General features: G+C 40.6%; 16 protein-coding genes. 13 read left to right on the forward strand and 3 right to left on the reverse strand.

What is annotated here, in order from left to right; genetic code table 11:
• Positions 1–48: 48 nt before the first annotated feature.
• The gene (locus L0B70_RS09390; RefSeq protein ID WP_235141544.1) at positions 49–522 is read right to left on the reverse strand and encodes a DUF962 domain-containing protein; all 474 of its coding nucleotides are present in this window, start codon (positions 520–522) and stop codon (positions 49–51) included.
• A 139-nt stretch (positions 523–661) separates the two neighbouring features.
• Between L0B70_RS09390 and L0B70_RS09395 the strand changes: the two genes are divergently transcribed.
• Positions 662–1,366 (forward strand): bifunctional 2-polyprenyl-6-hydroxyphenol methylase/3-demethylubiquinol 3-O-methyltransferase UbiG, encoded by a 705-nt coding sequence (locus tag L0B70_RS09395; RefSeq protein ID WP_235141545.1) that lies wholly within the window; start codon positions 662–664, stop codon positions 1,364–1,366.
• A gap of 133 nt (positions 1,367–1,499) precedes the next feature.
• Here L0B70_RS09395 and metG read toward each other — a convergent pair whose 3' ends face one another.
• Complete coding sequence (gene metG, locus L0B70_RS09400) at positions 1,500–3,533, reverse strand: methionine--tRNA ligase (protein WP_235141546.1); 2,034 nt, start codon at positions 3,531–3,533, stop codon at positions 1,500–1,502.
• A 289-nt stretch (positions 3,534–3,822) separates the two neighbouring features.
• On the opposite strand from metG, the gene L0B70_RS09405 reads away from it, so the two are divergent.
• The 4 genes from L0B70_RS09405 to L0B70_RS09420 all read left to right on the forward strand — a co-directional run bounded on the left by L0B70_RS09405 (position 3,823) and on the right by L0B70_RS09420 (position 9,433).
• Positions 3,823–6,552 carry an ATP-binding protein gene (locus L0B70_RS09405; protein ID WP_235141547.1) on the forward strand — a complete coding sequence of 910 codons (2,730 nt, stop codon included), beginning with the start codon at positions 3,823–3,825 and terminating at the stop codon, positions 6,550–6,552.
• 191 nt (positions 6,553–6,743) lie between these two features.
• Entirely contained in the window at positions 6,744–6,935 is a 192-nt protein-coding gene (locus L0B70_RS09410) for a response regulator (RefSeq protein ID WP_235141548.1), read from the forward strand.
• On the forward strand, positions 6,932–7,963 hold the full coding sequence (locus tag L0B70_RS09415) for an adenylate/guanylate cyclase domain-containing protein (RefSeq protein WP_235141549.1): 1,032 nt from the start codon (positions 6,932–6,934) through the stop codon (positions 7,961–7,963). Before L0B70_RS09410 ends, L0B70_RS09415 begins: the two co-directional genes overlap by 4 nt.
• Positions 7,964–7,981: 18 nt before the next feature.
• A complete protein-coding gene (locus tag L0B70_RS09420; RefSeq protein ID WP_235141550.1) occupies positions 7,982–9,433 on the forward strand; it encodes a YitT family protein in 1,452 nt (483 codons plus the stop codon).
• A gap of 191 nt (positions 9,434–9,624) precedes the next feature.
• Here L0B70_RS09420 and L0B70_RS09425 read toward each other — a convergent pair whose 3' ends face one another.
• Positions 9,625–9,990 (reverse strand): DUF6799 domain-containing protein, encoded by a 366-nt coding sequence (locus tag L0B70_RS09425; RefSeq protein WP_235141551.1) that lies wholly within the window; start codon positions 9,988–9,990, stop codon positions 9,625–9,627.
• A 598-nt stretch (positions 9,991–10,588) separates the two neighbouring features.
• Between L0B70_RS09425 and L0B70_RS13470 the strand changes: the two genes are divergently transcribed.
• The 8 genes from L0B70_RS13470 to L0B70_RS09460 all read left to right on the forward strand — a co-directional run bounded on the left by L0B70_RS13470 (position 10,589) and on the right by L0B70_RS09460 (position 23,031).
• Complete coding sequence (locus L0B70_RS13470; protein ID WP_311195380.1) at positions 10,589–11,905, forward strand: TonB-dependent receptor plug domain-containing protein; 1,317 nt, start codon at positions 10,589–10,591, stop codon at positions 11,903–11,905.
• Positions 11,863–13,317 (forward strand): TonB-dependent receptor, encoded by a 1,455-nt coding sequence (locus L0B70_RS13475; RefSeq protein WP_311195381.1) that lies wholly within the window; start codon positions 11,863–11,865, stop codon positions 13,315–13,317. The genes L0B70_RS13470 and L0B70_RS13475 overlap by 43 nt, the downstream gene beginning before the upstream one ends.
• A 12-nt stretch (positions 13,318–13,329) precedes the next feature.
• A complete protein-coding gene (locus tag L0B70_RS09435; protein WP_235141552.1) occupies positions 13,330–14,904 on the forward strand; it encodes a RagB/SusD family nutrient uptake outer membrane protein in 1,575 nt (524 codons plus the stop codon).
• Positions 14,905–14,914: 10 nt separating this feature from the next.
• Positions 14,915–16,024 carry a SusE domain-containing protein gene (locus L0B70_RS09440; protein WP_235141553.1) on the forward strand — a complete coding sequence of 370 codons (1,110 nt, stop codon included), beginning with the start codon at positions 14,915–14,917 and terminating at the stop codon, positions 16,022–16,024.
• A 34-nt stretch (positions 16,025–16,058) separates the two neighbouring features.
• Entirely contained in the window at positions 16,059–17,489 is a 1,431-nt protein-coding gene (locus L0B70_RS09445) for a SusE domain-containing protein (protein ID WP_235141554.1), read from the forward strand.
• Between the two features lie 134 nt (positions 17,490–17,623).
• Complete coding sequence (locus tag L0B70_RS09450) at positions 17,624–19,780, forward strand: glycoside hydrolase family 97 protein (protein ID WP_235141555.1); 2,157 nt, start codon at positions 17,624–17,626, stop codon at positions 19,778–19,780.
• Positions 19,781–20,579: 799 nt separating this feature from the next.
• The gene (locus L0B70_RS09455; RefSeq protein WP_235141556.1) at positions 20,580–22,436 is read left to right on the forward strand and encodes a glycoside hydrolase family 13 protein; all 1,857 of its coding nucleotides are present in this window, start codon (positions 20,580–20,582) and stop codon (positions 22,434–22,436) included.
• A 70-nt stretch (positions 22,437–22,506) separates the two neighbouring features.
• Positions 22,507–23,031 (forward strand): nuclear transport factor 2 family protein, encoded by a 525-nt coding sequence (locus L0B70_RS09460; protein ID WP_235141557.1) that lies wholly within the window; start codon positions 22,507–22,509, stop codon positions 23,029–23,031.
• The last annotated feature ends 5 nt before the right edge of the window (positions 23,032–23,036 follow it).

Here is a 23,036-nt window from a genome sequence, read left to right on the forward strand (position 1 = left end):
TTTCTATAAAAATTCAAGACCGAAAATTCAATTTTCGGTTTTTTTTATTTAATATTTTAGGCCATATTTTTTCAGAATAAAATGTAGAAGCCAAATCGGACCGACGAGGAGGAACTGCAAATCTTTCAGAAAACTCGGCTTTTTGCCTTCGATTTTGTGCCCGTAGAACTGTCCGACCCAGGATAAAATAAAAACGCCCAGAAAAACGGTCCACGAGCGGTGTTCCGATGTGATGTTGATGAGATAAACAAAATACTCCAGCACCAGCATGATCACCATCATCATCAACCCAATGCGCCAGGATAATCTGATGTAAAAAGCCGTGACCAACAGCAGCACAATCAGAGAAACGAGACTTATAGCACCGAAATATCTGATCCCAAAATGCGGCGAGGGAATAAGTGATACGAAGCCCAGCATCGACCAAAAAATCAAGGGCACACAAATCCAGTGGATTGCTTTGTTCGTGAGGTCCTGATGGCTTTCGGCATATTCTGAAAAGAGCAAATTTATTTTTCTCATGGTCCTTTATTTTGCAACTAATTTATTGAATTTTCACGTAACATTATTTTAAAGCGCTCAAAATATTTAGTCGTTTGAGAGAGGATTATGAATTTGAAATAGTGTCGTAATAATCGTATTTTTGTAGAAATTTAAAGGAATGAAAGACTTAATGGGCCAGGCGATCTGGGATTTTTATCACCATAAAAGCACAGAAGATCTGCTTACGGAAACTTCCATTTCAGAAATTGATGAACTTCCCGTGGAGTATCTCTTCCGCGGTTTTGAGGAGATGAATTTGGTGGAGAAAAAAGCGCTGGAACTGTCTACCGGAAATGTTCTGGATATTGGCGCTGGCGCGGGTTCCCACAGTTTACATCTTCAAAACGAAAAGAATTTAGACGTGCTGGCTCTGGATATATCGCCCAAAGCAATTGAAGTTTGCGGATTGCGCGGCGTGAAGAAGACTTTATGTTCAGATATTTTAGGATACTCGGGGAAAACTTTCGATACGATTCTTTTATTGATGAATGGCACCGGCGTTTTTCAATCGTTGGATAAGATCGATTTGTATCTGGAAAAACTGCATTCACTATTAAATGAAGACGGGCAGATTTTAATTGACAGTACCGACATCATTTACATGTACGACCGGGACGAAGATGGAGGCGTAATGGTTCCGGCCGATCGGTATTATGGCGAAGTCGATTATTTTGTCCATTACAAATTAGACACCGAAAAACCCATCAAATGGCTTTATCTGGATTTCGAGACGTTTAAAAGAGCTGCTGAAAATAATGGTTTTAAGATCGAAAAGATTCTGCAGGACGAAGATGCTTTTTTGGCGAGATTAAGCAAAAAGTAATTTTGCGTGGAAAAGAAAAGGTTTTGGAAAATCCAAAATCTTTCTTCTACTTTTTAAACTACCCCGTCAAAATTTTTTTTACCAAAAATTTTGCCACCCCTTCAAAGAAGGGGAATTTGGGAAGTGGTTCTGTTTATCCGATTTCAATACCATTTTCCACGGTTTCAGTCGGCGTTACAAATACCAATTTTCCTTCTGCGTTATTGGTTAAAAGCAACATTCCCTGCGATTCGATTCCGCGGATTTTTCGGGGCGCAAGGTTAAGTAAAATCATGACCTGCTTGCCAACACATTCTTCGGGGGTGAAACTTTCGGCAACGCCGGAAACGACCGTTCTTACATCAACGCCGGTATCTACGGAGAATTTCAAAAGTTTATCTGCTTTCTCCACTTTTTCGGCGGTCAATATAGTAGCTGTTCTAAGATCTATTTTGGTAAAATCATCAAACTGAATTTCTTCTTTCATCGGGTTGGCTTTTGGATTTGTTTTTTTGTTGGATTCTTTCGTGTTTTCTAATTTCTGAATCTGAAATTCGATGGTTTCATCTTCAATTTTCGAAAACAACAGTTCGGCGGCATTGATCTGATGTCCGGTTTTAATGAGGATTTTGTTGGTCTCAATTTCTTTCCAGGTCAGTTGCTGAATATTAAACATTTTCTGTAATTTTTCTGCACTGAAAGGTAAAAATGGCTCACAAATTTGTGCTAAACCAACTGCAATTTGTGCGGCGACGAAAAGAGAATTTGCCGCTTTTTCCGGATTGTCTTTGATGGTTTTCCAGGGTTCCTCAATTTGGAGAAACTGATTTCCGAAACGCGCCAAATTCATCATCGCCGTTAAAGCATTTCTAAATTCATAATGTTCCAGAAAATTTTCAACCTCGGTGGCTGCTTTCGTAATTTCGTGGAGTTCTTCGGCGTTTTCATTGCCCGCAGGAACAACTCCGGCGTAATATTTGTGAATCAAAACGGCGACTCTGTTAATGAAATTTCCGAAAATCCCGACCAATTCTGAGTTGTTTTTGGTCTGGAAATCTTTCCACGTAAAATTATTGTCTTTCGTTTCGGGGGCGGAAGAAAGCAGCGTGTACCGCAAAACATCCTGTTGTCCCGGAAATTCTTCCACATATTCGTGAGCCCAAACGGCCCAGTTCCGGGAAGTCGAGATTTTATCGTTTTCTAAATTTAAAAATTCAAAAGCCGGGACATTCGTCGGCATTTTGTAATCGCCATGGGCTTTCATCATCGCCGGAAAAATGATACAGTGAAAGACAATATTATCCTTACCGATAAAATGAATGAGGTCTGAATTTTCGTTCTGCCAGTAATCTTTCCAGTTTTTCCCGTTTTTTTCCGCCCATTCCTGAGTGAAAGAAATATAACCGATTGGCGCATCGAACCAAACATACAAAACTTTTCCGTCCGCGCCGGGAAGTGGAACGGGGACGCCCCAATTCAGATCTCGCGTCATCGCTCTGGCTTTCAAACCATCGGTCAGCCAGGATTTTACCTGTCCGTAAACGTTGGGCTTCCAGTCCTCTTTATGTCCTTCGATAATCCATCCGTTCAGGAAATCTTCGTAATCATTCAACGGAAGATACCAGTTTTTGGTTTCCTTCAAAATGGGAACATTTCCACTCAGCATAGATCTGGGATTGATCAGTTCTGAGGGAGAAAGGGTAGTGCCGCATTTCTCGCACTGGTCGCCGTAGGCATTTTCGTTGCCGCAGTTCGGGCAGGTTCCCACAATATAACGGTCCGCCAGAAATTCGTTCGCCTGCTCATCGAAATACTGCTCGGAAATTTCTTCGATGAACTTATCTTTATTGTAAAGCGTCGTAAAAAAGTCCTGACTTACCTGCGTATGTTTAGGCGAAGTGGTTCGGGAATATTCGTCAAAAGAAATTCCCAGATCCTGAAATGATTTTTTAATAATGCCGTGATATTTGTCGACGATATCCTGGGGCGAAACCCCTTCTTTTTTCGCACGAATGGTAATGGGAATTCCATGTTCATCGGACCCGCAAATAAAGGCGACGTCTTTTCGCAATCTTCTCTGAAAGCGTGCGTAAACATCGGCCGGAATATAAACACCGGCTAAATGACCAATATGCACAGGACCATTTGCGTACGGCAATGCTGCCGTTATCATCTTTCTATCTGACATTAATCTAATTTTTGCAAATATAGGCGTTATGCGAGTTAATTAAAAATCAATGTTTACGATTTAAAGCTTTTAAGCAGTTATAATATCTTTAAGACCGTCAGTGTATTTTTTGTTTTGAATAATTTTTTGTTTAAAAGAAATTAAGATTTTTATAAAGCGTAATCAGGTGTTTTATTTTTATTGTACTTTTATATTGGAAAACCGGCGAAAATTGTTTTAAATGAATGAAATGTCGGCGATTCCAATTTTTTCTGGTCATTAGTGTTTTTGTTTTTTTAAAACTTTAAAAATGAAAAGCTATTTATTCCTCCTTCCATTTTTCGCACTCGCTGCATCGGTGAAGGCGCAGAGTCTGCAGATCGATCAGCTCAAAAAAGAACTGGCGGCCCACCCAAAGCAGGATACCTTTCGCGTGAACAGACTGAACGAACTGGCTTTTGATCTCTCTTTAAAATCCGAAGACAGGGCGAAATTCGCGGAAGAAGCAAAAAAAATCGCGACTAAAATTAATTACGCGGCAGGAAAGGGAAACGCTTTGGTTTCGCTTGCGTTGGTAAAAGGGAGGGACGGACGAAGCGAGGAGTTTTCAAAATTGATAGAGGAAGCAAAGAGCATCGCAGGAGAAACGAAGAATACTGAACTCGTCGCCAGCATTTTCATGGTGGAAGGAATGGTTAACGATAATCTGCAACAAAAACTAAAGCTGCTCCTGAAGGCGGATTCGGCCGCTGCAAAATCTTCGGATCACATCCTGCAGTCGCGCGCAAATTATGTTTTGGCCAATACTTATGTGACGGCCTTCAGCAATTATGGCAAAGCGATCGATCACAATTTTAAGGCGCTTCATCTGGCAGAACTGGCAAACGATCAGAAAAGTCTCATTATTTGCTGGACGGGTTTAGGAAATATTTATGCGCAAATCGGCGACCAAACAAATGCGCTTCTTTATTTGAATAAAGCCGAAAATGCCAACAAGACTTTTAATGATATGGGAATTGAATATCTGCTTCAGAATGCCTTGGGAGAACGCTACCGACTTTCCGGCAAATATCCCGACGCGATTAAAGCCTATAATAAAGGCCTGGAAGTCGGAAAAATTTTGGGAATGAACAGTTCTCTTAATGAAAGCAATCTGGCAGATGTGTATTCGCGAATGAATAATTTGCCGCTCGCTTTTCAATATGCGTTTCGTGCCTTAAAAGGAGCGAAAGAAATTAAAGATGTCGGGGGCGAAGAGTGGATTTACGGAATTCTTTCGCGGGCTTATTTGAAGAATAACAACGTGGATCGTGCTGTTTATTACGCCAATTTGGGGTATTCATCGGCCGAAAAATCCGGCGGAACAGAAAATCTGCGCGACAATGCGCTCGCACTTTCTGAAGCCTACGCGAAAAAAAACGATTTCAAAAATGCTTATGAAAACCGACTTTTGTACATCAAATATCGGGACAGCATCCTGAATGAGGAAGTGCGAAACCGAACAGCGGTTGAGCAGTACACGTATAATATCGACAAGAAAGAAGCCCAGATCAATGTATTGAACGAGCAGAAGAAAGGGCAACGGAATTTACTGATCGGCGCTTTGGGATTATTGCTATTAATTTTTGCAGTTGCCGCTTTGCTTCTTAAAAATAACCGCCAGAAACAGAAAGCAAATAAATTACTCGAAGTTCAAAAACAGGAAATCGACGAAAAAGCCCAGGCGCTTTCGGACCAGAAAGATAATGTAGAACTGCTCAACACCATTGGCCGCAAAGTCACTTCTTCTTTGTCCATAGAAAAAGTAATCGGAACAGTTTACGAAAATGTTAATATTTTGATGGATGCCAGCGTGTTTGGTATTGGTATTTATAATCACCAGGTGAAATCCATTGAGTTTCCCTCGACTTACGAAAAGGGTAAAGCGCTTCCATTTTATGCAATTTCCGTGGACGATGAAAACCTTTTTGGTTCGAAATGCTTTAAAGACGGAAAAGAAATCATTCTCAACAATGTGAAAGGAAAGGAGGTACAGAAAATCAACGCCTCGGATGCTCAACAGCCCGTGGCAGCTGCTGTTTTTCTGCCTTTGATTGTAAAAGAAAAGAAACTTGGCGTCATCACCGTTCAAAGTTTTAAAGAAAATGCCTATTCGGAATATCAGGTGTTTATGCTTCGGAATATCGCTATTTATGCCGCCATCGCCATCGATAATGCAGAATCGTACGAAGAACTGAACCTTACTTTATCCACATTAAAAGAAACTCAGAAACAATTAATTCATTCCGAAAAAATGGCGAGTTTGGGCGAATTAACCGCGGGAATTGCACACGAAATTCAAAACCCGCTCAATTTTGTGAATAATTTTTCGGAAGTCAGCGCAGAATTACTGGATGAAATGAAAACGGAGTTGGAAAAGGGAAATAAAGAAGACGCCAAGGCACTTGCTGCAGATGTTATTCAAAATTTAGAAAAAATAAAATACCACGGAAAACGCGCCGATACCATCGTGAAAGGAATGCTTCAACACAGTCGAAGTTCAAAAGGAATCAAAGAATTAACAAATCTGAACGCCCTTTGCGACGAATATTTACGGTTGTCTTATCACGGTTTGCGCGCAAAGGACAAAACTTTTAACGCTGCCATCAAAACCGATTTTGATACGTCGATTAGGCGAATCAATATTATTCCGCAGGATTTTGGCAGAGTAATTTTAAATTTATTAACGAACGCCTTTTACGCGGTGGACGAGAAGAAAAAATCCGGGATTGAAGATTACGAACCCACGGTTTCCATTGCAACCAAAAATGAAAATGATACAGTCATAATCAGTGTTTCGGATAACGGAAACGGAATGCCGCCGGAAGTTAAAGATAAAATTTTTCAACCTTTTTTTACGACAAAACCTGCGGGGAAAGGCACCGGTTTGGGCTTATCGATGAGTTATGATATTATTGTTAAAGGCCACAATGGCGAACTGAAAGTAGATTCGGCAGAAAATACAGGAACGACCTTCGACATCATTTTAGAAAACAATTAATGCCATGAAAATCTTAGTAGTTGACGATGAGACGGATATATAAACTTTGTTTGAACAGCGTTTCCGCAAAGAAATTAAAAATAAGGAAGTCCAGTTCGGGTTTGCATTTTCCGGCGAAGAGGCGCTTACTTACATGAGCGCGCACGAACATGAGGCCGTTCTCATTCTTTCTGACATAAATATGCCCCGGAATGAGCGGTTTGGCTTTATTAAAAAACATCAAGGAAAACTACGAAAAACCAGCGCCAAAGGTAATGATGATCACTGCCTACGACGACGACCACAATTTTAAAGAAGCCATGAAGCTCGGCGCGGACGATTTCCTGACCAAGCCGTTGGACTTTGCCGTTTTAAAAGAAAAACTAAAAGCCATTTTACCATGACAAAAATATTAGTTGTTGATGATGAACCCGATTTGGAAACGCTGATCCGACAAAAATTCCGGCAGAAAATCAGAGAGCAGGTTTACGAATTTGTTTTCGCGACAAATGGTAAAGAGGCGTTGGACGCAATACGCACCGTTTCTAATATCGATATTGTTTTAAGTGATATTAATATGCCTGTAATGGACGGCTTAACCTTACTTTCAAAAATCGGGGAAGGACATCCCCTGATGAAAACGGTAATGGTTTCGGCCTACGGCGATATGGAAAATATTAGAACTGCCATGAATTCCGGCGCGTTCGATTTCGTTACAAAACCCGTTAATTTCGGCGATTTGGAAACCACGATCGAGAAAACGATTCACCAGGTTTTGCAGATAAAAAATACGCTAAAAGCCATTAAAGAAAATAATATCCTAAAAATGTATGTGGATAAAAACGTGCTCAGCTTTATGGAAAGCCGCGAGTATGAATCCTCGTTAACCGATAACGAAACCATTGAAGCAACGGTGGTTTTTATAGATATTTGTGGATTTACATCGATTAGCGAAACCGAAACGCCGGATCTTGTCGTCAAACTGCTGAACGACTATTTTGATGTGATGGTAAAAGAAATTATTGCGCAAAACGGCGTTATTGATAAGTTTATTGGAGATTGTGTTATGGCAGTTTTTAAAGGAGATTATCACCTGGATCGTGCAATTGATGCAAGTCTTGCGATTAGAGATCAAATTCAAAACTTACCCACCCAAAATAATTTTTCGCCGAGTGTTTCCATTGGAATTAACAGTGGGGAAATGATTTCGGGCAATATCGGTTCTGCAACATTACGGCGCCTGGATTTTACGGTAATTGGCGACACGGTAAATACCGCGCAACGCTTACAGAGTGCAGCGTGTGGCGGACAGATCTTAATTTCAGAACATTGCTTTGAGAGGGTAAAAAGCTCTTTTATCTGTAAAAAAATTGGGAACGTGAATCTGAGAAATAAATCGGAAAAAACAACGGTTTACGAAGTGTTGAGTTAAATCTAAATCTTCTGTTTTATGCAGTACATTCGCTTATATTCGTATGTTATTTCCAAATTAGAGCAGGAAATTCCGGGGCACATTACCTATCATAATTTTCAGCACACTTTAACCGTTTTGGAAAATGCAGTGGCGATCGCGGAAAAAGAAAACATGACGGAAGATGAAAAGATCCTCCTGAAAACGGCTGCTTTACTGCATGATGTTGGTTTTATAAAAAATCATTTAAACCACGAAATGCTAAGCTGCGAATTTGCAAAAACTCACCTGCCCGATTTTGATTATTCTGCAAAAGAAATTGTGCTGATCTGTGAAATGATTATGGCGACAAAACTGCCTCAGACTCCAAAAAATAAAATGAGCGAAATTCTCTGCGATGCAGATCTGTATTATCTCGGCGGCGAGGAATATGAGTTATATGCCAATCAGCTATTTGAAGAATTTAAAAACACAGGCATCTTAAAAACCCGGGACGCCTGGCAAAGAAGACAGATCGACTTCATGAAAGAGCACCGTTATTTCACAAAAAGCGTTCAGGAAGAAAGAAATCGCAAAAAGAATGAAAATACCACCATTTTAGAAGAAAAGATTAAGCAGTTGCCGAAAAATTTGAGAACAGCTGAAAACTTTCAAGAGATTTTTTCGGCGGTGTGCGGGATTATTATTGCAGCTTTTGCCCTGAATTCGTTTCTGGTCCCGAATCATTTTTTCGATGGCGGAATCACCGGTTTGTCGCTTCTGGTTCACGAACTATACCATCTTAACTTGGCGCTGGTTATTATTTTATTCAATCTGCCTTTAATTATTATCAGTTACTTTACGATCGGGAGCAACTTTGCGAAAAAGACTTTTTTGAGCGTGCTGTTTTTAGGAATCTATTTATGGCAGTTGCCCTCTTTTCATATTACGCACGATAAATTAATTGTGGCCGTTTTTGGCGGTACTTTTCTCGGCATTGGCGTTGGGATGGTGATGAGAGCAGGTGCCGCCTTGGACGGTATTGAAGTTTTGGCGCTGTATACTTTAAAAAGAACCTCGTTTACCATTACCGAAATAATTTTAGGAATCAACATCATTATTTTCAGTATTGCGGCGTTACAATTTGGAATCGAAACATCTTTGTACTCCGTTCTGACTTATTTTTGCGCAACAAGAACGATCGATTATGTGGTTGAGGGAATTCGCGCCTACACCGGAGTCACCATCATCTCTGCGAAAAGTGAAGAAATAAAACATCAGTTGGTGAACAGCTTAGGAAGAGGTATAACGGTATATAAAGGTGAACGCGGTTTTCTGCCCGGTAGATACGATGTGAGCTCCGATTGCGATATTATCTTTACCGTAATTACGCGTCTGGAAATGCGAAAATTAAAGAATTTAATTTCTGAAATTGATCCCGAAGCGTTTGTTTTCGCAAATACCATTAAAGAAGCCTCAGGTGGAATCATCAAGACAAGAGCGAAGCATTAAAAAAATGCGCTCAATTTCTCTGCTTAATAATGGTGCGGCGGCGTTGAATTTTTATTAGTGCAATCGAGTGAGACAGCGTTTTGATCTGGACTTTTTTAGTCCGTAGGTTTGTAGCTTAAATTAAAACTGTCTGCTAAAAATTAGAATTTATTTTCAGCAGACCGCGATTTGTGTTTAATTAATTACTGATTTCACCGATTAGGTTCCATCATTTTTCCATTTTGATCCATCCTGGTTCCGGAGTTATTGATTATCATCCCTTCCTGCATCTTGGTTTTAGATCCGTCTTTATGAATGATCTCGCCGTTCATCAGTACTTTGTCCCCATTTTCCAATGTCATATCCGATGTCATCGGCACGGATTCCCCATTCTGCATCGTCATCATCACACCGTTTTTCATAAGGACGCCCCGTTCTGTACCCGCAGCAATATTAGCATCCGTGGTTATTTCATTAACCTCTTTTGGTGGAGGAGGAGGTGGTGTGGATTGAGAGGGCTGTGTTTTGCATGCAATGATTGAAAAAAAAGCAAACACTGCAAAAATTAATTTTTTCATTGTTTTTATTTTTTAATTAATAATGCTAAATTACTGAATGCTTCACATAATATATAGGTTTTAGTAAATTATTTTCAGTAGAAATGTATCTATTGATAGATTATATTCAGACGCCTTTAAAAATTTTTAGTCATGCCCATCGCGGACGAAACAGCGGGCATATGATAAAATCTGCGGATTAGAAAGAGATTTTCATCACAAGAACGGTATTATTCTATCTTGATCCTGCACCGAAATTTTCACTGTTGATAAATGCCATTTCATCAGAGTAAAATGTTGAAATTAACGCCATGATTTGAGAAAAAGAACGGTCGAAATCCGCCTTTTGTAGCATTATTTGGTATTTTGACACGTAAAATGCTAAACGTTTGTTTAACTAAATGTTAAATTTTTAAAGTCTCAAAATGAGGAAATATATTTTTAATAAATTGTAAATCAATAAGATAACGCAAAGAGGCCATTTTAATATATGGTTTTTAGGAATATAAATTAACATTTTTGGGATTAAATTATTAATAATTGTTTTTTTGATTAAATTGCGATACTTCCCTCAAAGGAGTAGTTATGTATTGAATATTAATTCCTTAAATTTATTTTTGTGAGAAACTATACGACAGTTTTGAAAGTTGCGCCGGCTTTTTTACTTTTTGCAGGCACAATGTTACACGCACAAACAACAGACTCAGTGAAGACCGCCGAGATTGAGCAGGTTGTTTTAATTGGTTACGGTAAACAGAAGAAATCGGATCTTACGGGCTCCATTACGTCTGTAACCGAGAAAGATTTCAACGGCGGAGCCAACAGCCCGGCTCAGTTGATTCAGGGTAAGACGCCGGGGGTTACAATCGTGAGCAACAATGGGGCTCCTGGCGCGGGAGCATCTATAAGAATCCGAGGTATTGGATCGCTTAATGGGTCGCAGGCTCCCTTGATCGTTATTGATGGCGTGCCCCAGGATTTTAGCGGCATTAGTGGTGCTGCAGATCCGCTTTCGCTGATCAATCCGAATGACATTCAAAGTTTTGATATTTTAAAAGATGCCTCTGCCACCGCAATTTATGGGAACAGAGCCTCAAACGGTGTAATCTTGATTACAACCAAACAAGGATCTGCAGGAAGATTTAAAATTAATTTTTCTACCATGATGTCCGTCTCCACAAAAATGGGAAATGTTCCGGTTTTAAACGGAGATCAATATCGAGATTTTGTAAACAGTTTTGCAAATACCGGGTACAAAGCCCAATTGGGAACTTCAAATACGAATTGGCAGGATCTTATTTATCAGGAAGCATGGGGAACAGATAATAATCTTGCATTGTCCGGCGGTGTTAAAGGTTTGCCTTACAGACTATCAATCGGTTATAACGACCAGAATGGAATTGTAAAAACCAATTCTTTCAAAAGAACATCGGTTGGTTTAAATTTGAATCCGAAGTTTTTTGACAATCACTTAACCGTGAATGTCAACGCAAAAGGAACTTATACTGATAACCGTTTTCCTGCGGGCGGCGTTATTGGAAGCGCAACCTACTTTGATCCCTCGCAATCTGTTTATTCTGGAAACAGCAACTATGGCGGATATTACGAATGGCTGTTAAATGGTGGTCTTAACGTAAACTCTAATGCCAATCCTTTGGCTCAACTGGATGCCGTTAAAGATATTTCTTCTGTGTATAGAGGATTAGGGAATATTCAGCTTGATTATAAACTGCACTTTCTACCGGATTTGCATTTTAATGTAAATGCTGGGTACGATTATGCAAAAGGAGAAGGTTTCACAAGAATTAGCCCCATCTATAAATCTGGATTTAATATTTTGGGCTCTAACAGAGAATATACCATCGAGAAAAAAATAAATTACTCGAGACCTATTTGGCTTATACGAAAACCATTACAGCGATCGACACCAATGTAGATCTAACGGCGGGTTACTCGTATCAGGATTTCCAAACAACGGCACCTTTAATCCAAACAGTTCAAGGAAACGGACAACCTGGTGGAATTACAAATCCGATCGATCGTAAGGCAGTATTGCTGTCATTTTACGGTAGAGGAATTTTTACTATTGCGAATAAATATATTGTTTCTGCTTCGATCAGAAGAGATGGCTCTTCCAGATTTTACAATGGAACGAGAGATAATGTTTGGGGCAACTTCCCCGGGGTATCTTTGGCCTGGAAAATTAATGAAGAAAATTTCTTAAAAGACACCAGCATCAATACCTTGAAACTTAGAGCGGGTTGGGGGAAAACGGGAAATCAGGAATTGGGTGACAATAATTATTACCCGGCCTTCGCAAATTATTCGCCCAGTGTTCAGGGTGCAGAATATCAGTTTGGAAGCCAGTACTATTATATGTTGAGACCCGATATTTATAATCCGTTACTTACATGGGAAACTACAAGTACAAAGAACGTAGGTTTAGACTATGGTTTTGCCAAGAACCGAATTTTCGGTTCCATTGATATTTATCAGAAAAAGGCGGAAGACTTATTGGTGGATGCCACCATTGCAGCTGGAGATTTAAGCAACCATAATATTCTTAATGCTGGTGATATGGATACCAAAGGAATCGAAGGATCAATTACATTTGTACCGGTAAAAACGGAAAATACAAACTGGGAAGTATCTTTTAATGCAACCCATTATAATTCGAAAGTGACCAATCTCGTTCAGGGTGCAGATGACTCCTTTAATCTACCTGTTGGAAATATTACCGGCGGAGTAGGCAACACAATTCAGGCACATGTTGTGGGTTATAACCCGTATTCCTTCCGAGTATACCAGCAGGTTTATGGGGATAACGGTAAACCATTGGACGGTGTATACGTCGATCGAAATGGCGATGGTTTAATTAATTCAAGTGATCTGTATTATTATAAATCCAGTCAGCCAGATGTCACACTTGGCTTTAACACAAAAGTTGCCTATAGAAACTGGGATGCAAGTTTGAGTGCACGAGCAGTATTAGGCAATTATCTTTACAACAATGCAGCATCCAACAGTTCCCTGCAGTCTGCAGCCACCAATAACTACCTTCAGAATATATATTATACCGCGGCAGATTATCGATTTAATACCCCGCAGTATTTTTCAGATATATTTGTAGAAAACGCATCCTTCCTTCGGTTAGACAATGTGAATCTGGGTTATAACTTTAAAAATATATTTTCCAGTGGAAGTGCTTTACGGGTATATGCAATGGCGCAAAATGTATTCGTGATTACAGATTACACGGGCGTAGATCCGGAGGTTTTTGGCGGGATTGATAATGGGTATTATCAGTCACCTAGAGTCTACTCTTTGGGCCTTAATTTTAATTTTTAATAAGAAAAAAAGATGATACGTAAAAATTTTAAAATACTAACAGTTATCGGGTTTTTGGCCCTGGGTTCTATAACATCTTGCGTGAGCGATTTGGAACAGGAGCCACGCATAGGCATGACTTCTGCCAGCATATTTGCCGATTACGCCAATTATCCAAACGCTTTAGCAAAAGTTTATGGCGGTTTTGCGAATGGTGGTCAGGAATCCAACGGAGGTAATTCCGATGTGAATGGAATTGATGGAAATTTCTCCCAGTACACCAGGATGTTATTCACCATGCAGGAAATACCTACGGATGAGGCAGTAATTGCCTGGAATGACGGTAATCTTCATACCATTCATAAAATGACCTGGGATTCTTCCAACGAATTTATCTCCGGATTATACTACAGAATCTTCACACAAATTGCGACGTCCAACGAGTTCTTAAGAAATGTTACTGACGAAAAATTGGCCGCGAACAACATCACCGGAGACAATCTTACCGAAGCGAAATACATGCGCGCGGAAGCACGGTATTTACGTGCCCTTTCCTATTTCTACGCGTTAGATTTATATGGAAACGTTCCCTTCGTTGATGAAACTTACTTGCCAGGATCTGTAACGCCGCCTGCCAGAATTGCCCGCGCAGATTTATTTAAATTTGTAGAAACGGAGTTGCTGGCAATCTCCGAAGAGCTAAAAGCTCCGCGAACAAATGCGTATGCAAGAGCAGATCAGGCAGCAGCATGGTCTCTGCTTGCCAGACTTTATTTAAACTCCAAAGTATATACCGGCACAGAGCGCAATAACGATGTTATCACTTACTGTAACAAAGTAATCGGGGCAGGATATTCTTTAAAAGGGAAGTATGAAGATCTATTCCTCGCGGATAACGATCAGAATAATCCCGAAGTAATCTTCCCTATTGCTTTTGATGGGGTACATATTCAAACATCCGGTGGCTCTACTTACATGGTTCACGCTGCAGTTGGAGGCACAATGCCGGCCGAATCTATGTTTGGAATCGCTGGTGGTTGGGGTGGTTTACGAACAACCTCTGCTTTCGTAGGTTTATTCAACTCGAACGATAAAAGAGGAAACTTCTACAAAGACGGACAGACTCTGGAAATCAACGATTTGGGCAATTTTAACGACGGTTATGCATTTGTGAAATACAAAAATTTGACGAGCGCAGGTAACTTTGGCAGCGACAATGCGAAGAACTTCTGCGACGCCGATATTCCAATTTTTAGATTAGCAGATATTTACTTAATGTACGCAGAAGCGACTTTAAGAGGCGGAAACGGAAATATCTCAACGGCCTTAGGTTATGTTAATTCACTAAGAACCAGAGCAGGAGCTTCATCTGTAGGATCTCTTAATTTAGATTTTATACTCGATGAACGTGGAAGAGAATTAGGCTGGGAAATGACCAGAAGATCAGATCTTGTGCGTTATGGTAAATTTACTACTGCGGCGTACCTTTGGCCTTGGAAGGGTAACGTAAAAGACGGAGCAGCTGTAGGAGAATACAGAAACCTATTTCCGATACCTGCTAAAGATATTGTAGCAAATCCTAACTTAATCCAAAATCCTGGATATTAATACCATACAAATGAAAACAAATATTTTAAATAAAATAATTTTTGCTTTTATTGCTATAATCGGTTTAATCGCCTGTAGCGATAGAGAGTTGGTCACCGCTAACAACACTGGTGCACCAATGGTAATGGACTTATCGACCGACCATTTATTTTTGGACCAAAATTTTCCTAATAATGCAGCCTTAACAATCACCTGGACGGCAGCAGAATATTCCATTCCTGTGGCAGTAAATTACAGCGTTGAAATGTCGGCCGACGAAGCTTTCAGCACGCCTGCCGAAATAGGTATTGTTACCGAGTCGATGAGAAACATCACTTTCACTACAAAACAAATGAACGAAGCAGCCAAGAAAATCGGATTGGTGCCGAACGTCGTTCAAAACATGTATTTCAGAGTTACCGCGTACGTTGGTGCAGACGATTTACCTGCAGTTTCGAACGTAACACGTTTATCCATCACGCCTTATTTGGCAAGCCCAACTTACGAATACGAAGACCTCTTTATAATCGGTAACGCAACGCCGGGCGGTTGGGACAATTTGGCGGATAACGACTTTTTGTTGCCCCTGCTGAAAACGAGCGTGGCAAGCCAATATACCTACACCGGCTTTTTTAAAGCAAAAAGTGGTGTGGACGCTGCGGGATTCAAAATGATCAAGGTTAAAGGCTCCTGGGACGCACAGTTTGGGAAAGGCGCAGCAGAGGGACAACTTAGTACCGATGGGGGTTCAGGTAATCTTTCCGTTCCGGCGGACGGCTATTATAAATTAACGGTAGATACTGCGGCGCTTACATATACGCTGGAACCTGTTTCTGTTTCACCAACTACCTACACTTCAATATCAATTATCGGTACTGTAAACGGTAACTTCGATAACGATACCCAAATGACGCAGTCGACGTTTGATCCGCATGTTTGGGTTTTGATGGGCGAAACTTTATCTGGAGGTGAATTTAAATTCAGAGCAAATAATTCCTGGGACACCAATTGGGGAGGAAACTCCGAATATTTTGGGACTGCAACGCAAGGTGGTGACAATATTCCATTAGCTGCAGAGTGGGATTATGATATCTATTTCAATGATGCTACAGGCGCTTACACGATCATTCCTGTTAAATAATCAGGATCATCCCTTAATAATTAATTAAAATAAAATGAAAAATATTTTTAAAATTTTGGTGGTAATTATTCTACCATTGCTCTTAATTCAGGCGTGTCGCGATGAGGCAGACCGGGATTGGACCAATCCGGAAGCGTCCTTCAAACTTTACGACACCACTTTGGGAGCGGCAGTTTTGTACCCGACCATGGCGGATAATCCTTTTATTCTTACTTGGGATAAAACGGAGGCCGCCGGTGATTATTCGGTTATTGTATCTGCCACTGAAGATTTTGCAACAAAAGCAGAAATTGGCACTTCAACTACAAATACACTCAAAACGACTATCGGAGAGTTGAACATGGCGATGTTGCAGGCGGGTTTAAGTCCGTACACGGCGCAAACTGCTTATGTAAGGGTTGAAAAAGGAACTGAAGTTTCCAATACCATTAGATTTTCTGTAACACCTTACCCAGCGGCAGTTCCGGTTATTACAAGCCCGACCGCCGGTCAGACAATTGCGTTGGACGCAGGAAACCCAAATGCCGTTGCAGCCACAGTTACCTGGAAAGATTATGCTTATGGAGTAGATGTTAACTATACCGTCGAGATTGCACCGCATGGTTCTACAGCTTTTGTAACCGGTGGTACAACATTAAATGACAAAATGTTGACCTGGACAAACTTCCAGTTAAATGACGCTGCTCTTAAGTTGGGCGCTCCCGTTGGAGTTCCCTCAGACATCGATGTGAGAGTTACTGCAAGCACAGAATCTACGGGCGGAACGATTACAAAAACTTCAAAAGTCGTTACCTTTTCCGTTACTCCTTACCAGCCGGCGTTTGTGTCCTTTTATTTAGTAGGCAGCGGAACCGCTGTTGGTTGGGATGCCTCAAAAGCTCAAATTTTACACAACAACAATGAAATTTCTGAGATCTATACCTATCTTCAAAATGATGGTGAATTTAGATTTCTTGGGCAGCAGGACTGGAATCCCCTAAACTACAGCCTGAATGCTGACGGAATACAGGAAGGGTACAAATATTTCAATACCTGGTCCGCCAACCTTGTACCTTCCGGTACAGACAATATGAAATTTACAGGAAATTCAGGAATGTACAAAATCAATATTGATCAAAATTCCCGGGACATAACGGTAACACCTTCATCTTCTCCAACTTTGCCTACAGATGTTTATTTAGTAGGATCTTTACAGGGATGGAATGCGTCAACAGCGCTCAAAATGACGCAGATTAATGACGGCGTGTACGAGTATGAGATTGCAATTCCGGATGGTGCTGAATTCAAGTTTTTAGGTCAGCAGGATTGGTCCGGTCTGGAGTGGGGTAACATCCACAATGCTGGCAACACTGGATTTTTAGGTCCTAATGGCGACAATAACAATATTCAGTTTAGCGGCGGCAATACAATGTATAAAATTACGGCAAACGTAAAACTTGGAACTTATATGATTACACCGCTATAATCAAAAATTATAATCCATAGCTTGAGAAACTGCTGCTTTATAGCAGCAGTTTTTTGTTTTTAAAGACAGAACGTATCCTAAATAATTGCTTATTAAAGCCATTTTCTTTAAATTTAATGATTCGAAAAATCACTATGAAAAATATAAAAATATCTGCAGCTTTCCTTCTATTGGGAAGTTTCGCGCTTAATGCACAGTCTATAAAATCGCCCAACGGCAAATTCGAAATGAATTTCCATTTAAAAGCCGGAGTTCCATTTTATGATCTGAAATATGAAGGAAAAACCGTCGTCGAAGATTCCAGGTTGGGATTAAGATTGTTGAAAGACGGCGATATTCAGTTCGCCTCCGAAATCGAAAATAAAAATCAGCAAGGCAAAAATTTAGATAACGGTTTTACCAAAACTGCCGAAAAATTTGATTCTAAAAACGAAAGTTGGAACCCGGTTATGGGAGAGAAAAAATCTTATCTCAATCATTATAATGAGTTGGCGGTTACCTTAAATCAAGACGCAAATGACCGGCATATCATCATTAAATTTCGTTTGTTTGATGATGGTTTAGGTTTCCGGTACGAATTTCCGGAACAGAAAAATCTCAATTATTTCGTTATTAAAGAAGAAGATTCCGAGATTGATCTGCCCACTGATATGAAAGCCTGGTGGCTTGCAGGTGATTACGATTCGGAAGAATATCAGACGCAGACAACAAATCTTTCCGAAGTACCCGCAAAATGGCCCACTTCTTACGATGGAAATGCTTCGCAGTCTTTAATTAAAAATGCTGTGCAAATGCCTTTAATGCTGAAAAAAGAAGGTAAAGATCAAATGTATATGAATATTTCGGAAGCCGCGGTGATTAATTACGCCGCCGCAAATCTGGAACTCGATGCCACCAATTTTAAATTTAAAACCCATCTAACTCCCGACGGTCAGGGCGCAAAAGGATACATCCAAACTCCGGCAGTTTCGCCCTGGCGAACCATCATTGTTTCTCCAAAAGCGGAAGAAGTTCTCGCTTCTAAGATGATCTTTAATCTGAACGAACCTACACAATACAAAGATACTTCCTACATCAAACCAACAAAATATATGGGCGTTTGGTGGGAAATGATTATCGGAAAATCCCAGTGGGCCTATTCCACAGCCACTAATGTTCATCTCGGAAAAACCGATTTCTCCAAACTCACACCGAACGGAAAGCATGCCGCTAACAATACAAAAGTGAAAGAATACATCGATTTCGCTTCGGCAAACGGTTTTGATGCTTTATTGATCGAAGGATGGAACACGGGTTGGGAAGACTGGTTCGGTCACGGTAAAGAATTCGTTTTCGATTTCGTAACGCCGTATCCGGATTTCGACATTAAAATGCTGAATGATTATGCGCATTCCAAAAATATGAAACTCATGATGCATCACGAAACTTCCGGTTCTGCAACGAACTACGAAAGATGGGCAGATGATGCTTTCAAACTGATGAACAAATACGATTATCCTTCGGTGAAAACGGGTTATGTCGGCAATATTATTCCACGCGGCGAACATCATTTTTCTCAGTGGACGATTAATCATTATCAACGCATTGTTGAAAAAGCCAACGATTACAAAATTATGGTCAATTCCCACGAATCCATTCGTCCTACCGGTTTAAGCCGAACTTATCCTAACTGGATCGGCGCTGAAGCCGCGCGTGGAACAGAATTCGAAGCTTTCGGCGGCAATAATCCCGATCATCAAACCATTTTACCTTTCACAAGATTTATGGGCGGCCCGATGGATTACACGCCGGGAATTTTCCAGACGCAACTCAACTATTATTTTCCGGGCGATACCAGATTCGTAAAAACCACGTTGGCGAAACAATTGGCGTTGTATGTTGTGATGTATTCTCCGCTTCAAATGGCGGCCGATTTACCCGAAAATTACGCCAGACACATGGATGCTTTTCAGTTCATCAAAGATGTGGCGCTCGATTGGGATGATACCAAAATTTTGTCTGCAGAACCCGGGGATTATATTCACACTGCGCGAAAAACCAAAGGAAAAGACGAATGGTTTGTAGGCGGAATCACCGATGAAAATGCCAGAAATTATACTGTAGATTTTTCCTTCCTGCCAAAAGGTAAAAAGTATGAAGCTACGGTCTACGCGGACGGCGACGATGCCGATTACATCAAAAATCCGCAGTCTTATAAAATTTACAAAAAAACCGTGACCAGCAAATCCAAACTTCCCATGAAACTGGCGCGGAGCGGTGGTTACGCAATTTCTGTAGAGCCCGTGAAGTAATTTTTTTTAGGAGCTTATTCCCGCTCTCCACTATATCTTTTTTGTTATTGCGAAAAAAGTGCAGCAATCTTTTTTGCGGTTTTCGCCTCGCAATAACAAAAAAGGATGCCGCTGCGATCGGGGCTAGCGGCCGACGGGAATCAACCCAATTCGCAATATTTAGAAGCTCCAGAGAAGCGACTTGTTGGTAGCACCGAAAATCGCGATCTCTTGAAAGCTCCGGCGGAGCGACCTTTAGGTAGCACTAAAAATTGCAGTATTGGGAAGCTCCGGAGGAGCGATCAATTGGTAGCTTAAAGATGGGTGCGGTGGAAGCTCCGGAGGAGCGACCTTTTGGTAGCACCCGAAATCGCAATATCTGGAAGCTCCGGAGGAGCGATCTGTTGGTAACCCTAAAGACCGCAATGTCTGGAAGCTCCGGAGGAGCGACCTGTTGGTAGAACTAAAAATTGCAATATTTGTGAGCTTCGGAGGAGCGACCTGTTGGTAGCATTAGAAATCGCAATACTTGTAAGCTCCGGAGGAGCGACCTCTTAATAGCATCAGAAATCGCAATATTTGGAAGCTCCGGAGGAGCGACCTCTTAATAGCATCAGAAATCGCAATATCTGGAAGCTCCGGAGGAGCGACCTATTGGTAGCACCCGAAATCGCAATATTTGGAAGCTCCAGAGGAGCGACCTGTTGGTAGCACCCGAAATCGCAATATCTGAAAGCTCCGGAGGAGCGACCTATTAATAGAAAAAATAATCATCATTAGAGCGCCATATAATGGCAACATTCTTTTAAAAATAACTTTCATGAGAAAAACTTTCGTCTTTTTACTCCTCTCCATATTTTCTTTCGCCCAAATCCAAAAAGTCGAACCCGCTTTCTGGTGGCACGGAATGAAAAATCCCGAACTTCAGATCTTGGTTTACGGAAAAGATATTTCAAAATATGAAGTTGAACTTTCCGACAAAATCAAAATAAAGGATCTCACAAAAACAGAGAATCCAAACTACGTTTTTATCACCGTGAATGCCGGTGAGGTCAAAAATTCTTCTTTCAAAATAAATTTTAAAAACGGCAAAAAAACCATCGATTCTTATACCTACGAACTTAAAAACCGAAAATCCGGTTCCGCCGACAGAAATTCCTTCACTTCGAAAGATGCCATTTATCTCATCATGCCCGACCGCTTTGCCAACGGCGATATTTCAGATGATTCTCAACCCAATCTCACTGAAAAAGCAAACCGCAGTTTACCAAGCGGCAGACACGGCGGCGATCTGCGCGGCATCATCAACAATTTAGATTACTTACAAAATCTCGGCGTTACTGCTCTTTGGCTTACACCAGCGAATGAAGACAATGAAAAGCAAACTTCTTATCACGGTTACGCGCAAACCGATTTATATAAAATCGATGGGCGGTACGGAACAAATGAGGAATATCTCGAACTTTCCCAAAAACTTCAAAAGCGTGGAATGATGCTGATCCAGGATTATGTAACCAATCACTGGGGAATTTCGCACTGGCTCATTCAGGATTTACCGACCAAAGACTGGATTCATCAGTTTAAAGACGGTGAAGGAAAATACGGTTTCAAACGATCTAACTACAGAACAACTTCCCAGTTCGATACCAATGTTGCGGAAATCGATAAAGAGGAAGCTTTAAACGGGTGGTTCGATACTACAATGCCGGATCTCAACCAAAGCAATCCTTTGGTTTTGAAATACCTCACACAAAACGCAATTTGGTGGATTGAATACGCGGAACTCGGCGGTTTAAGAGTTGATACCTATCCATACAACGATAAAGTTGCCATGGCAAAATGGGCAAAAGCCATTACCGATGAATATCCAAACTTCAATATTGTCGGCGAAGCCTGGATGTACAATCCCGCACATGTTTCTTTCTGGCAAAAAGATTCCAAGATTGCCGAAATCGATCATTATAATTCAAATCTTCCGTCCGTTATGGATTTTACGCTGTACACGGACTTACCAAGCGCTTTGAAAGAAGAAGAAAGTTGGGACAAGGGAATGATTAAGATTTACAATTCTTTTGGCAACGATTTCCTCTATCCAAACATCAATAATATTTTGGTCTTCTTTGAGAACCACGATACGGAAAGATTTAATGAAATTTTTAAAGGAGATGTGCGCTACTACAAAATGGCGATGTCTTTAATCGCAACCGTTCGCGGAATTCCCCAGATTTATTACGGTTCCGAAATCGGCATGCAGGGCGATAAAAATAAAGGCGGCGATGCCGATATCCGCCGTGATTTTCCGGGTGGCTGGAAAGGCGATTCTCAAAATGCTTTTGATCCAAAAACCCAAACTGCCGAACAGAAAGAGTTTTACAATTTCACCCAAAAATTACTGAACTGGCGAAAAGGAAAAGACGTCATCCACACCGGCAAAACCAAACATTACATGCCGAAGGAAAAGGTTTATGCATACTTTAGATACAATGACAAGGAAACTGTAATGGTCGTCATCAACAATAATGAAAAAGACCAAACATTTAGTTTAGACCGTTTCGCAGAATCTTTAAATGGCGTTTCAAAAGGAAAAGACGTCATTTCGGGAAAGGAATTTTCTGTGTCGCCCCAAAATAAAATCACCGTTTCAGGAAAATCTTCCTTAATTTTAGAACTTCAATAAAATATCTTGCAAGCAATTGCCGTGTCATCCGGAGTTCACTAAATATTTTCAATTTTAAAAAATATAAGTAATGAGAAAAAATATAACATTTACATTAATCACCTTTCTCCTGATTTTCTCCAGCGCTCTTTTTTCTCAGAAAAAAGGTTTCTACGAAAACGTTCAGAAAAAAAATGTGTCCAAAGTTTTAGATGATTTAAATAAGTTTGCAGCCTTGGCAGATTATAAAAGCTATTTCGATCTCTTCGCCGCCGAATCCAGTTATATTGGAACGGATGCGACCGAAGTCTGGACTAAACAAGAATTCATGGAGTGGTCTAAACCTTTTTTCGAGGGAAAAAAAACCTGGAATTTCACTTCCTTAAAAAGAAATATCACCTTCAGCGCCGATGGAAAATATGCCTGGTTCGATGAACTGCTTGATACGCAGATGAAACTTTGTCGCGGCAGTGGCGTTCTGGAAAAAACCGGCACTCAATGGAAAATTAAGCAATATGTTCTGTCCCAAACTATTCCCAACGACGTTAACGACGATGTTATCAAAATAAAATCATCAATCGAAGACGCAATAATTTCTGACTTAAAAAAAAATTAATTTAG

This window comes from Kaistella sp. 97-N-M2 (assembly GCF_021513235.1).
Taxonomy (GTDB): domain Bacteria; phylum Bacteroidota; class Bacteroidia; order Flavobacteriales; family Weeksellaceae; genus Kaistella.

Excerpts from the sequence above, each read along its gene's own strand:
- L0B70_RS09455 (WP_235141556.1), top strand. The coding sequence starts at position 20,580 with ATGAGAAAAACTTTCGTCTTTTTACTCCTCTCCATATTTTCTTTCGCC.
- L0B70_RS09415 (WP_235141549.1), top strand. The coding sequence starts at position 6,932 with ATGACAAAAATATTAGTTGTTGATGATGAACCCGATTTGGAAACGCTG.
- L0B70_RS09390 (WP_235141544.1), bottom strand. The coding sequence starts at position 522 with ATGAGAAAAATAAATTTGCTCTTTTCAGAATATGCCGAAAGCCATCAG.
- metG (WP_235141546.1), bottom strand. The coding sequence starts at position 3,533 with ATGTCAGATAGAAAGATGATAACGGCAGCATTGCCGTACGCAAATGGT.
- L0B70_RS09410 (WP_235141548.1), top strand. The coding sequence starts at position 6,744 with ATGAGCGGTTTGGCTTTATTAAAAAACATCAAGGAAAACTACGAAAAA.
- L0B70_RS09420 (WP_235141550.1), top strand. The coding sequence starts at position 7,982 with ATGCAGTACATTCGCTTATATTCGTATGTTATTTCCAAATTAGAGCAG.
- L0B70_RS09445 (WP_235141554.1), top strand. The coding sequence starts at position 16,059 with ATGAAAAATATTTTTAAAATTTTGGTGGTAATTATTCTACCATTGCTC.
- L0B70_RS09395 (WP_235141545.1), top strand. The coding sequence starts at position 662 with ATGAAAGACTTAATGGGCCAGGCGATCTGGGATTTTTATCACCATAAA.
- L0B70_RS09435 (WP_235141552.1), top strand. The coding sequence starts at position 13,330 with ATGATACGTAAAAATTTTAAAATACTAACAGTTATCGGGTTTTTGGCC.
- L0B70_RS09405 (WP_235141547.1), top strand. The coding sequence starts at position 3,823 with ATGAAAAGCTATTTATTCCTCCTTCCATTTTTCGCACTCGCTGCATCG.
- L0B70_RS09450 (WP_235141555.1), top strand. The coding sequence starts at position 17,624 with ATGAAAAATATAAAAATATCTGCAGCTTTCCTTCTATTGGGAAGTTTC.
- L0B70_RS09460 (WP_235141557.1), top strand. The coding sequence starts at position 22,507 with ATGAGAAAAAATATAACATTTACATTAATCACCTTTCTCCTGATTTTC.
- L0B70_RS09425 (WP_235141551.1), bottom strand. The coding sequence starts at position 9,990 with ATGAAAAAATTAATTTTTGCAGTGTTTGCTTTTTTTTCAATCATTGCA.
- L0B70_RS09440 (WP_235141553.1), top strand. The coding sequence starts at position 14,915 with ATGAAAACAAATATTTTAAATAAAATAATTTTTGCTTTTATTGCTATA.